The sequence below is a fragment of the Okeania hirsuta genome, from assembly GCF_003838195.1.
GTDB classification, from domain to species: Bacteria; Cyanobacteriota; Cyanobacteriia; order Cyanobacteriales; family Microcoleaceae; genus Okeania; species Okeania hirsuta.
Genome location: NZ_RCBY01000202.1, coordinates 1 through 12755, shown reverse-complemented (window position 1 = coordinate 12755; position 12755 = coordinate 1). Strand labels below are relative to the sequence as shown.

At 35.4% G+C, this 12755-nt stretch carries 12 protein-coding genes; 9 read left to right on the top strand and 3 right to left on the bottom strand.

Going from position 1 to position 12755, the window contains the following annotated elements:
• Positions 1-269: 269 nt before the first annotated feature.
• The gene (locus D5R40_RS24760) at positions 270-734 is read right to left on the bottom strand and encodes a hypothetical protein (RefSeq protein ID WP_124144318.1); all 465 of its coding nucleotides are present in this window, start codon (positions 732-734) and stop codon (positions 270-272) included.
• A 148-nt stretch (positions 735-882) separates the two neighbouring features.
• Here D5R40_RS24760 and D5R40_RS36005 point away from each other — a divergent pair, with 148 nt between their 5' ends.
• From D5R40_RS36005 to D5R40_RS24730, 8 genes are all read left to right on the top strand, one after another.
• Positions 883-1023, top strand: coding sequence for a hypothetical protein (locus tag D5R40_RS36005; protein ID WP_161564439.1), 141 nt, complete (start codon positions 883-885; stop codon positions 1021-1023).
• A gap of 361 nt (positions 1024-1384) precedes the next feature.
• Positions 1385-2167: an HAD family hydrolase gene (locus D5R40_RS24755; protein ID WP_124144317.1), complete on the top strand. Its 783-nt coding sequence runs from the start codon at positions 1385-1387 to the stop codon at positions 2165-2167.
• Positions 2158-2301: a hypothetical protein gene (locus D5R40_RS36000; protein ID WP_161564438.1), complete on the top strand. Its 144-nt coding sequence runs from the start codon at positions 2158-2160 to the stop codon at positions 2299-2301. Before D5R40_RS24755 ends, D5R40_RS36000 begins: the two co-directional genes overlap by 10 nt.
• A gap of 317 nt (positions 2302-2618) precedes the next feature.
• Positions 2619-3833 (top strand): DNA double-strand break repair nuclease NurA, encoded by a 1215-nt coding sequence (locus D5R40_RS24750; protein ID WP_124144316.1) that lies wholly within the window; start codon positions 2619-2621, stop codon positions 3831-3833.
• Positions 3834-4367: 534 nt separating this feature from the next.
• The gene (locus tag D5R40_RS24745; protein ID WP_240038877.1) at positions 4368-4502 is read left to right on the top strand and encodes a hypothetical protein; all 135 of its coding nucleotides are present in this window, start codon (positions 4368-4370) and stop codon (positions 4500-4502) included.
• Positions 4503-4762: 260 nt separating this feature from the next.
• Positions 4763-5215, top strand: coding sequence for a class I SAM-dependent methyltransferase (locus D5R40_RS24740; protein ID WP_161565062.1), 453 nt, complete (start codon positions 4763-4765; stop codon positions 5213-5215).
• Positions 5216-5278: 63 nt separating this feature from the next.
• The gene (locus D5R40_RS24735; protein ID WP_124155367.1) at positions 5279-6550 is read left to right on the top strand and encodes a glycosyltransferase; all 1272 of its coding nucleotides are present in this window, start codon (positions 5279-5281) and stop codon (positions 6548-6550) included.
• Positions 6551-6579: 29 nt separating this feature from the next.
• Positions 6580-7710, top strand: coding sequence for a sulfotransferase family protein (locus D5R40_RS24730; RefSeq protein WP_124155366.1), 1131 nt, complete (start codon positions 6580-6582; stop codon positions 7708-7710).
• A 12-nt stretch (positions 7711-7722) separates the two neighbouring features.
• Here the strand turns inward: D5R40_RS24730 and D5R40_RS24725 are convergent, their stop codons facing one another.
• Complete coding sequence (locus D5R40_RS24725; RefSeq protein ID WP_124155365.1) at positions 7723-8820, bottom strand: glycosyltransferase family 4 protein; 1098 nt, start codon at positions 8818-8820, stop codon at positions 7723-7725.
• Between the two features lie 103 nt (positions 8821-8923).
• Complete coding sequence (locus tag D5R40_RS24720; protein WP_124155364.1) at positions 8924-10282, bottom strand: condensation domain-containing protein; 1359 nt, start codon at positions 10280-10282, stop codon at positions 8924-8926.
• Positions 10283-10730: 448 nt separating this feature from the next.
• On the opposite strand from D5R40_RS24720, the gene D5R40_RS24715 reads away from it, so the two are divergent.
• The gene (locus D5R40_RS24715) at positions 10731-12062 is read left to right on the top strand and encodes an MFS transporter (RefSeq protein ID WP_124155363.1); all 1332 of its coding nucleotides are present in this window, start codon (positions 10731-10733) and stop codon (positions 12060-12062) included.
• The last annotated feature ends 693 nt before the right edge of the window (positions 12063-12755 follow it).

Sequence of the window (12755 nt, the reverse complement as noted above, 5' to 3'; positions counted from 1 at the left end):
TAATTTTGAACACCGTGTAGACGGTGGGGTATTAAACCCACAAAGAAAATGATAATGAATAGTGAATTATTTATTGGATATCTCCAAGAATCAAAAATAAAATCAATTATCGCACAGAAATTATCAATTATTTCTCCCTTTCCCCTACTCCCTACTCCCTACTCCCTCTTTTATAGTTACAGTTTGCCAAAATAATCTAAATTTTGACAAACAAACGTAATTAATAATCTATAGACACACTTTCTAAATTAGAAGAAAATGGTTAAATTCTAATCTAAAAAACCCATCAAACCTTCATTATCAACCTGATTAGAAGCAACTGGACGATTCATCAAAGTTTGACTAACTTCTAAATGATTAGTACCTATAGGGCGAACTCCAGAAGCAGTAATAGTACTATTAAACTCTAATCCACTAGAAACAACTGGACGAATTCCAGAAGCGGACATTGTATGATGTACTTCAAGACCTGTTGAAACTACAGGACGATTAGAAATTGTTTGAGTATACTTAAGATTAGTTGTGCCAATAGGACGATTTCCAGGTAAGGCTAATTTTCCAGATACTTGAGATTCTTGTGCTTGCTTTTCTTGTACTGGTTTGGTCTCAACTTGTAAAGTGGTACGCTGTTGAGACCCTTGATCCAATTTTGTTGGCTGATTACTTTGAGTAGTAGTTTTACTACTACTATCAGTAGTTTTATTAGTTTCTGTCATAGTTCCATTAGTGCTCATAATTTTACCTCTCCATTATTAAAATTGGTTGACCACTTGATAATTAGAACCACCAATTTTTGTGATTGGTCTTTGTTTGTTTATTGAATTCTTAAATTTTAATAAACCTGTAGTTATTGTAACCATACTTAAAGTCAAAAACATAGTTTTGTTAAAAAATACAACATCTCAGGGAGTGTGGGGAGATGGGGAGATGGGGAGATGGAAACCCACCCCTAACCCCTCCCAGGAGGGGAATTTGGTGAGATGGGGAGGTGGGGAGATTTGTATAGTATATTTGTACAACTAAATGTATTTTATATTAGTATTTTCTGGCGACAAAAAATTAGCCCTGGGGGGATGGGGCAGTAGGAGAAATTAAAAAATATATATTGAAGAAGGAGACAGGAGACAGGAGACAGGAGACAGGAGGAAAATTACATGGGGATTCTCACCCCAAGTAATTTTGAACACCGTGTAGACGGTGGGGTATTAAACCCACAAAGAAAATGATAAATATCCTTACCATTACCATGCAGGACTACTGAAGAAGGTTGTTGGTTCAGGGTTTTAGGTTTAATCAGCCTGAAGTTGACGATAAAATTTATTTAGAGTAGGCAACAGCGACCGAGCAGTCTTACTTTTAATTTTTGATTTTGAACTTTTAAATTATGCAAACAACAATTCCTACTCTTCTAGCTCTTGACTTTGATGGCGTTTTATGCAATGGACTGGTTGAATATTTTCAAACGGCCTGGCGCACCTACTGTCAAATTTGGCAACCATTAGAGCAAAAACCAAATAATGATTTGGCAGAACAGTTTTATCGATTACGTCCCGTAATTGAAATTGGCTGGGAAATGCCTGTTTTGATTCGGGCATTAATATTAGGTATTGAAGAAGAAAGTATTTTACGAGAATGGCAAGCGATCGCTACAAAAATTGTGACTGAAGAGAATCAAAATCCAGGAGAAATTGGTAGTTGTCTAGATACTACTAGAGATGAATGGATAGCAAAAGATTTAGAAGGATGGTTGTCTTTACATGAGTTTTATCCAGGAGTAGTGGAAAAATTAAAGCAGTTAATAGTATCAGAAGTTAAACCAGTTATTGTGACAACTAAAGAGGGGCGGTTTGTACGATCGCTCCTCCAAAAACAAGGTGTGAATTTACCAGAAACGGATATTATTGGTAAAGAATGTAAACGTCCTAAATATGAAACTCTGAGAATGTTATTAGCAGCATCAGGAGCAGGAACAATTATTTGGTTTGTTGAAGATAGATTGAAAACTTTACTATCTGTACAAAAACAATCGGATTTAAAAGAAGTAGAATTATTTTTAGCAGATTGGGGTTACAATACTCAGAAAGAACGAGAATCTGTAACTCAATATCCACCTATTCATTTATTATCTTCTACTCAGTTTTGCCAGAATTTTTCCCTATGGAAATAAGGAAGAGGGAAGAAGGAAGAAGGAAGAAGTTAAAAAGGAAGAAGGAAGAGGGAAGAAGGAAGAGGGAAGAGGGAAGAGGGAAGGAAGAGGAAGACCCCTTGAAGGTTAGGAAAAAATCGACCAATAGAAAATAGAATATTCCAGATTTAAAGCCTCCTGATTACAGATGTAATGTTAACGCAGTTCCAATCTTAGGAGGCTAACTGATAACTGAAATGACCAAGTTACTCAAAGTTTAATACCAGCTTGAAAAAAAAATGCGACAAAAAGCTGTATTTTGTTAGATTATCTTAGATAGATATAGCAATATAGCTATTATTTTTACCTTTTTTTCTTCAATGTCACTATTGATTCTTTCCTTCTTTCTTCCCTCTTCCTTCTTCCCTCTTACTTCTTCCTTCTTCCTGATTAATTAACTACTTAAATCTCTAAAAATTAGGAAATAAAAACGATGCTAGACCTAACAAAACTAGCGAAACAAATGCAAGGGATGAGCCAACATCTCACAGCAGAAGCAATGGCAGCACAAAATAGATTAGAAATAGCTCAACAATTATTGGCAGAGGCAAAAAATGAACAAGAAGAATTATTAGAATTAGAAGAAAGTTGGAGCGATCGCATACTTTTTAATCCAGCTATTCCTATAGAATCTTTAGATATTTATCCCTTAATTAATCCTCCTCCTAAAAATCATACAGTATTTGCTACAGACGGTTCTCAAATAGCACCAAGTCACCATGAAATAGCCTATTGTTATTTGCTAAATATTGGGCGAGTAATGTTGAATTATGGTGAAAGTATTTATCCACTTTTAGATAGTATTCCAGAAATTTTTTATCAAGCAGATGACCTTTATATTTCTCGACAATGGGGAATTAAAACTGAAGAATGGATGGGTTATCGACGGACTATTTCTGAGGCTTTGGTTTTGGCAGAATTGGGTTGTGAATGGAGGAAAAATAATTCGGATAATTTAGATTCCCCAATATTGGCAATGGTTGATGGTTCTCTGATTTATTGGTTCTTAGAATCTTTGCCTTCTGAAGCACGGGATAGAATTTTAAATCCGATTTTAGATGCTTGGAATAAATTAAAGTTAGCGGGTATTCCTTTGATTGGTTATTTGAGTGCTTCTCGGAGTAGTGAAAGTTTATCTTTTTTACGCTTAAAGGCTTGTATTTATGATGAACCTGACTGTGTTAGTAATTGCCCGAATGTTGGGTTAGGGGGATTTGGTTTTACCGAAAAAGCACCTTGTCAGTCATTTGAACCCTTGCGAGATGTGGTATTTTGGGGTTCGATATTGGAACCTGGGCAAAGAAGTCCTTTATGGCAATCTTCCGCTAGAATTTTAGATTTATATGGGGATAATATTATCTATTTTTGTTATGTGAATGTTGGTACGGAAGTTGCCAGAATTGATATGCCAGAATGGGTGGCTGAGGATGAAGAAATGTTGGAGTTAGTGTTAGGAATGATGTTGGCTCAAGTGCAAAAGGGTTATGGTTATCCGGTGGTATTAGCGGAAGCTCATAATCAGGCGGTGGTTAGGGGAGGCGACCGGGCGAGTTTCTTTGCTTTATTGGAACAGGAAATGATTAAAGCTGGTTTGAAAAATGTGGGAACTTCTTATAAAGAGACTCGGAAGCGGGGGAGTATTGCTTGATGAAGTTAAAAGTCAAAAGCGAGTGTGTAATTCTGAGGTCTCCTCAGAATGTAAGACACACTCAAGACAGTCAAAAGTCAAAAGTAATATCATGTTAGGTTGAATACTTACACTTTGGAGGAAGGAAGGCAGTAGGCAACCCACCCCTCGCCCCTCCCCCTCCCAGGAGGGGAAGGCAGAAGGGAAAGAAAGCTTCAAGGCCAGAAGTTTTTTTATAACTGATTATCCGCAATTCGTAGCTCCCCCGGAGGGGGAACATGATATAAGACTTTATAGTATAGCGCTGTGCGCAGGCAACAGGCAACAGGCAACAGGTCATCTGGGGGAATAAAAAAACCATAATATAAGGCTTTTAGCTATTGGACAGTTCTTGTAATTTGTAAATATGCCAGCGCACATTGCTATAGGTTGGGTTGAGTGCGACTCGTTGGGTCAAAGAAGCCATGACTACAATATGACTCTTTAACCAAAATCTTAAAAACTCATAGGTCAGGTATTGAGGATTATTGGGTATTAGACATCAAAAATCGTCAATTGTATGTTGATCGAGAATCTACTCAGAAAGGTTATCAAAGAGAGATGATTTTGACAGAAAATGATTCTATCATCCCTCTGAGATTTTCTGATTGTGTGGTTCAGGTTGCTCAAATGTTGCGCCCTGTCAGTTGAAAATTTACCTGAAGGGCAAGGTTTATTGTTTGACACGCGCCTTGTCTTATGTTAGAAGATAGCAATCCTAAACGATTTGTAAAAAAGTTTGTAATTGTTCAGTAAGTAGGTAATAAAAATTATGGATAATATAGTATCTAAGAACGGAAGAATATGGATTAGCGGTGGAAGGGAACTCTTATTAAAAATATTACCAAAATATAGTATAGGTTTAGAAATTGGGGTTCATCAGGGAAGTTTTTCACAAAAAATACTGGAACTTGTGGAACCGAAAAAAACTTCATTTGGTCGATCCCTGGCACTATCATCAAGAAAAAATTTATCAAAAATCCTGCTATGGAGGAAAAGTTGGTAAAAGCCAACAGGAAATGAATAATCGTTACCAATTAGTAACACAAATGTTCGCTGATGAAATTAAGTCAGGTCAGGTAGAAATTCACCGAGATTTTTCCAATAATATATGTCAAGACTTTGCTGATAATTATTTTGATTGGATATATATCGATGGTAACCATTTGTATGAGTATGTTAAACAGGATTTGGAATTATATTATGGCAAGGTAAAAACTGGTGGTTTGATTACTGGCGATGATTATTTTCAAGGTGGTTGGTGGAATGGAGGTGTGGTAAAAGCAGTTAATGAGTTTGTTATTAATTATAATCTTCATGTGGTCTTGATCCAAAACGGTCAGTATATATTACAAAAGCTATGATATTTAAAATATCGATGCTCAAATACAAATTAATGAATTATTCAATAAGCACTCAATAAAAATATGCGAATTACTATTTTAGCATTGGGAACAAGGGGCGATGTACAACCTTATATTGCTTTAGGTTTAGGATTACAAGCAGCAGGTCATCAGGTAAAAATAGCTAGTCTTGATATCTTTGAAGATTTTATTAGCAATAAAGGACTTCATTTTGCTTCTCTAGGAGGTATTTCTAAGAAATTGAAAAAGCGTTCTCAGAATAAGGATAAAATTAATAGTATAAGTTTTCATGGTTTATGGGGTAGAATTAATTGGTGGTTCATCTTTGGCTCATCACTTGAAAACTTAATGTTTAAAACTTGGGAAGTATGTCAAGAAACCGATGTTATTATTTATTCTCGTCTGTCTTTACCAGCCTATCATATTGCGGAAAAACTTGGTATACCTTGTTATGCAGCTTATACAAATCCTTTAACTCCCACTCGTACTTTTCCTAATCCACTTTTTACATCAAATTTTAATTTAGAGGGGAAATTAAACTGGTTAACTCATATAGCAGAAGAACAATTTTGCTGGCAATTTATCCGAAAAGAAATTAACCAATGGCGAACCAAAACCCTAAATTTATCACCAATTCCCATTACAGGTGTTTATAGTCGTCAAAGACAACAAAAAATTCCAACTCTCCATTGCTATAGTCCTAATGTTCTACCAAAACCTTCAGATTGGCAAGATTGGGCTTATGTTACAGGATATTGGTTTCTAGATAGTCCTGCAAATTGGCAGCCACCAAAAGAATTAATAGATTTCCTCGCGGCGGGTTCCCCTCCTGTATATATTGGTTTTGGAAGTATGAGTGATACTAATCCAGAAGCATTAACCAAATTGGTACTTAATGCTTTAGCTCAAAGTGGACAAAGGGGGATCTTGATGAAAGGTTGGGGTGCATTGAGTAATGCAGATTTACCAGACAATGTATTTAAGATTGACTCAGTACCCCATGATTGGTTATTTCCCCAGGTGGCAGCAGTCGTTCATCATGGTGGTGCGGGTACAACTTCTGCAGGGTTGCGAGCTGGTGTTCCTTCTATTATTATTCCTTTTGTTGCCGATCAACCTTTCTGGGGGCAAAGATTGGCTAATTTAGGTGTGGGAACTCAACCCATACCGCGACAGGAATTAACGGCTGAAAGATTAGCTGCTGCAATTACAATTGCTACTAGCGATGAAACTATGAAGGATCGAGCGCGTATTTTAGGACAAAAAATTAGGGCTGAAAATGGAGTTAAAAATGCCGTAGAAATAATTAATTCTCATTTATCTTCTCATAACTAATAAACAAATAATTATTACCCTTAATCAAAATGAGTACCCAAATTCTTCACATTCAAAAGAAAAATCGAACCCCTGCTAATACAGTTGTTAAACTAGAGGATTTTGATTATCAGGAAGGGGAAACAATTGACCCCAAAACGATTATTAAAAATCCTAATATTAGTTTATATTGTCTCGACCTCCAAAATCAACGAGCAATTTTTGTAGAAACTCCCTTAGATATCGATCTGTCTCAGGCAGCCTTTTTTTATCATGCTCAATATGACCATGCTCAGAAATTAATTGCTGTTCCTTTGGCTGAAATTCCACAATTAATAGAAGAAATAGAACCAATTAAAAATCTAGTAATAATTTATTCTGTAGGCCGTTGTGGTTCGACTTTACTAAGCAAGGTATTTAACCAAGTAGATAATGTGCTTAGTTTATCTGAACCTGATGTTTTTTCCCAAATTGTAGGAATGCGAAATTCTGATGGTAGTAATGATGATAAAATAGCGGAATTACTCAAGCTTTGTATTTATCTTGTGGGCAAACCTAATGTAACAGGAAAATCTTCATGCTGTATCATAAAATTGCGGAGTTTTTGTATTGAATTAGGGGAATTAATACACCATGTATTTCCTAATGCTAAGGTGATTTTTTTATATCGAAATGCTGAAGATTATGTGAAATCTGCTATGCGTGCTTTTGCCTTTATGAGTTCGATACTTCCAACTATCAAAGAAAATATAGAACGTTACAGTAAAGCTATCCCATTGCTTAAGGATTATTCTAATTATATTGATTTTACAGACCCTAATGCAATTGATTTATATACAACTATGTGGTTATCTGTGATGCAATGTTATCTATACCTCTACAAAAAAGGTGTTCCTGCTTGTGCCATTCGTTACGAAGATTTAGTAGTAAATCCACAATCAATAGTGACATCTATTGTTCAGTATTGTGGATTACCTATTTCTGAAGTTGATAATGCTTGTAAAGCCTTTACGAAAGATTCTCAGAGTGGCTCTAATTTGTCACAAGAAAGTACTCGTAATAATCAAATAGATAAACCAGATATTGTAGATATTCGCCAAAAAATTTATCGGTTATTAGAAAAACATCCAGAGATTCAGACACCAGATTTTATTGTCCCAGGTACTTTACAATTTGGATAATGGTAATAGACATTAGTTTGATAAAAACTCTTGATGCCACTGTTGAGCTACTTTATCCCAGCCAAATGAATCTTTCAATGCAAAAGTTTCTTGTCTTAAAGATTCTTGTTTTTCAGGATTTTTGAGCAAGTCTATGACTGCTTCAATAAAAGAATCATTAGTTTCCCGATCGCCAGCAGGTCCTTTAATTCTGATACCTGATTGTACAGTTTCATCTAAGCCAGCAAATGTTGTTACTACTGGCACACAACCACAAGCTTGTGCTTTAATTGCACTGATACAGAAAACTTCTGGAGTATGACATGGATAAACCCATATTCCAGATTTTAATAGTTCTTCAATTAATTGCTTGTGCCCAATTCTCCCCTGTTCATAAACATTTTTTTGCTGCATTAGGGGTAACAGTCTATCCTTAACATTTTTTAAGTCTGGAATCTTTTCAACCAAAGGAGTTTTAGCTAAAGCATCTATAAGTTGCCATCCATAAAAAATATGCAATTCAGCATCAGGGACTTCTTTAAGAATCTCTTGCCATCTTTGTAGTAGGTTTTCTATTCCCCGATTATAGGTAGTAATATAAATTAATCTTTTAGGGTTTCTGGCAATTGAAGAGGTGTTAAAATCTTGAAGATTAATTCCATTCTTAGTTAAAAATATTTTTTCTTCAGGAATCCAATCTGGCAACATTGATTGGTGATATTTTGAAAGTACAAATAGTTTATCAAAGCTAGCTAAAAAGTTTTGCCTTTTAGATTCTTCAATGGGAGGAAAACCTTTTGGATTATCGTGTAACCATACCCCAATTTTTTTAGCTTTGATGTTCATCATCATAGGTTGTAGCCAGCTACGATGACAGATAAAAATATTAAAATTGTCATCAGAATTAAATTCTTCAATAGGCTGATAAACAACACCATCATATTCTCCCTTCATAGCACCACATGGATTAAAAATAGTAACTTTATGTCCTAACTTCACAAGTTCTGAGCTTAAGTAAATGACAGCTTCGTTACTTCCTCCAATTCCCTTATTAATACTGGGATAAGCCCAGTCTTCCACATGAAATGAAAGGTTAGAATAAATTACAATTGAGTTATTGTCCCAGTTCATATCTATTTAGTTTATTACAAAGTATTATGGCATAGTTATTATATATGAAAGTTGATATTTGTCAAATAAACATTAGAGGTCATAAAGCTTTATTTTGCATAACTTAATCATGTAACATTGCTAATGTCAAATTTTGATTAATACAAACTTTTTCTAAGAGCATAATTACATTATCAGCCAATAATTGTGCTGTTTTTTTACTGATTAAAGGTTCTACATAGATAAAATTGCAAAAGAGTTGGTCATTGAATGTAACAACACCTGACCAAAAACAATCACCTCTAAGATGCTGACCGATAGCAAAGTATAATTCCTTTATTTTTAGCTTGTCACCTTTATAGCAAAGTTTAAATTTACCTCTATTAGAAATGGAAAAAAGATTATTTCTTCCCATGGTATTTTCTTGACTTAACCTAGATTGAATCATCCTTTCTCTTTCAAAATTAAGGGATTGCTTTTCGCGTAATTTACCTTGCTTTAATAGATTTATATGAACACCACTAATTAAAGCATCATGTGTTTTAGCTTTACATTCTCTAGCTAAATCCCAAAAAAATGTATTTTGGTGAATTAACTGATTAAAAGCTAACACAGATATAAAGCAACCTAGATTTTCATTTGTGATTTCTGGCTCACAATATTTTCTTAAATTTACAGGAAAACCATAGGAAAAATTCACCTGGTTATCTATGGAAAGTAATTTTGCCGATGCCAATAACATGGCTGTACAAATAGCACTATGTACTGTTGTTTCTTCTTGCTTACATTTTTTAATTAGCATCTTAGTTTTTTCCTGACTAAGCATCCTTGGTAACATTCTGGTAAAACGTTCATTTGCTGATGCTTCTTGTTCAATAATTAATTGCGGGACTATAGTTTGTTTTTCTTTTGTTAACTGATGACTTTCAATTGCTTTTTCATTGATAATCTTATAATTTAGTAGGTCTTCTGCTGGAGGAAGAAGTTTGAGAGATTCTACTGTAGATACATTCTCTCCATCCGTAATTTGCTGACAATAACATACCAATTCATCAATAAATTGCATACATGATATACCATCAACAATTCCATGATGAAAAGTCATAACTATTTCACAGCTATTGTGATAGTAATCAGGATATAAAATCGTTAAACGACACAGAGGATTTTTTCCATTTTCAAACTGTTTATGTAGTTCCGTTTCAGCAAATTTAATCGCTTCATTATCATCTTGTTTGTATAGAACTTGTAGAGGAATTTCTGTTATTCCTTCTGATTTAAAATAAAACTCATCCTCACATTCAACAATGTAAACTTGAAGTATGGGATGACGGTTTTGAACTAATTTAAGAGCTTGTTTAACAGTATCAGGTGCTAAAAATCCTTCAAGATAAACAACATTAACAATTAGTCCACCACCCACTTCATGTCCTAGTGTCATAAACTTTTCTACTAAACCAAGCTTTCTGCTAAAAGATTTCATTATTAATTACCTCTGATTTAAAAATTCTATGGACAACAAAAAATAATAACACTATATACTTATCCTGATAAATAGTATTTCGTTTACATATTTTTCTCACTACATCTTTTATTTTAAAAAAACATCCAGAAATTAAAACGCCAGATTTTATCAAAATAATTGGGTCGCACAACCTTGCCTTTTAAGGCGAAATGTTTTTGGAGGGGCGCTCAAATCCCCTTTACAAAAACAACTTCTGACTTCTGACTTCTGACTTCTGACTTCGTTAACGTTCCTGGTACTTTAGGTTATGACAAATAAAATTACAAATCGCGATCGCCTCAGTATTGCCCAAAAAATCCCCCAATCTTAAGTAAATATAGAACAAATGTAATTTCTGATTCATCTAACTAAAATTAAATGACATATAATTTCATACTTGCTCCAAGGCCATAAATAATACAAAAAGATGAATCTGACCAAAAAAACCATCGCAGCTTTTGTCTCTCCCGCAATACCCCTTTCCGCTCTTGGTCTTCCTCTTTTGGTCTACCTCCCCCCTTTTTATGCAGAAGAAATGGGACTTGGCCTTTCTCTGGTGGGCACAATTTTTATGATTACCCGTTTCTGGGACGTTTTTACCGATCCAGTTCTTGGTATTCTCAGCGATAAAGTCACAACTCCTCTTGGACGCCGCCGTCATTGGATTATATTATCTGTCCCTATTTTAATGATTTGTGTTTACAAAGTATTTATGCCTGAAGCTCCGATCACAGGAAATTATCTTCTGTTTTGGATGCTGCTGCTCTATGTGGGTTGGACTCTGTTGAGTATTTCTCATATGTCTTGGGGTGCAGAATTATCATCTGATTATTATGAGCGATCGCGAATTCAAGGTTGGCGAGAATTTGCTCTAGTCTTTGGAATGTTAGCTGTTTTGATACTTCCAACTATTCTTGAGCAGACTGGGGGTGTTGATACTGGGAATAAAGTTGCTGCTATGGGTTGGTTTACTATTGTACTACTGCCTATTACTGTAGCGATCGCTGTTTGTAATGTTCAAGAAAGACCTGTGACACCACCACCTCAACTTGGTTTGCTCAAGTCAACTTCTCTGTTATTGAAAAACAAGTTACTAATGCGAGTCCTACTGGCAAATCTCATGGTTGGTCTTGCTCCTGGAATTACTGGTTCAATCTACATTTTTTTTGTTACTTATGCCATGGATCTAGGTCAATGGTCTAGTCTGATGCTTTTACTCTATTTTATCGCTAGTTTTTGTGGCATTCCTTTCTGGATGCGTCTTAGTTATAGTTTGGAGAAGCATCGGACTTTTGGTGTTGCTAAAATTTATGGTTGTATAATTATCGCTACTATACTGCTAGTTGAGCCAGGGAATTTATGGCTGTATGCTTTAGTTAATATTCTGTTTGGTATCGAATCTGGTGCGGGAGCATTTTTGTTACGCTCGATCATGGCAGATGTTACAGACCATGATAATCTGGAATCTGGTACACAACGTACAGGTCTTTACTATTCTTTGTTGACCATGACTAACAAAGTTGGTTCTGCTTTAGGAGTTGGTATGGTTTACCCCATTCTAGATTTGATTGGTTTTGTTCCTGGAGGTACAAATACTCCCGCAGCAATTGAGGCGCTTAAATATATATTTATTTGTGTTCCTATCCCAATTAGTCTCATAGCAGCGATCGCTATCTGGAATTTTCCACTTGATAGCGCTCGACAACAAGAATTACGTCGTCTACTAGCGGAACGTGATTCTGTGCTTAGTTCAGAATAATTTGAGCAGAATTCTATAGAACCCATTTGAGATCTATATAATTATGGTAGTCAAGTCTTTTCGCGCATTAATTTTGAGGAAAATTCAGTTGAAGGAGTGTTGAATTTTTTGTATTATCTCTCCCCAAATCTTCCCTCTTAACCTTTTCTCTCTTACCTTCTGTCTCCTGTCTCCAGTATAGCTGTCTCCTAGTCAAAAAAACTTGATATTTATATGAAGATACGGTTAGGGGTTCTATAGAACACTGAAGCTCATGCAATTCCGGCATGGGTAAGTTTGGGTAAGTTTAGTAGAACGGAGATGGCGGATAGCACAATTGTTTGGCGTTGCTTAAATGTAATGATAATTAGACATCTACTCCACCCATAGGGAGTAGGGAGTAGGCAGCTTTGCTGTAGGCAGTAGGCGTAAAGAATTGATAATTTCTTTGGAATAATTGATTTGATTTTTTATATCATGTTCCCCCGGAGGGGGAGCTACGCTAACGGTTGAATACTTACACTTTGGAGGAAGGAAGGCAGTAGGCAGCTTTGCTGTAGGCAGTAGGGAAAGAAAACTTCAATGCCAGAAGTTTTTTTATATAGCAATGTGCGCTGGCATATTTACAAATTACAAGAACTGTCCAATAGCTAAAAGTCTTATATTATCATTTTCTTTGTGGGTTTAATACCCCACCGTCAACGGGGGTGTTCA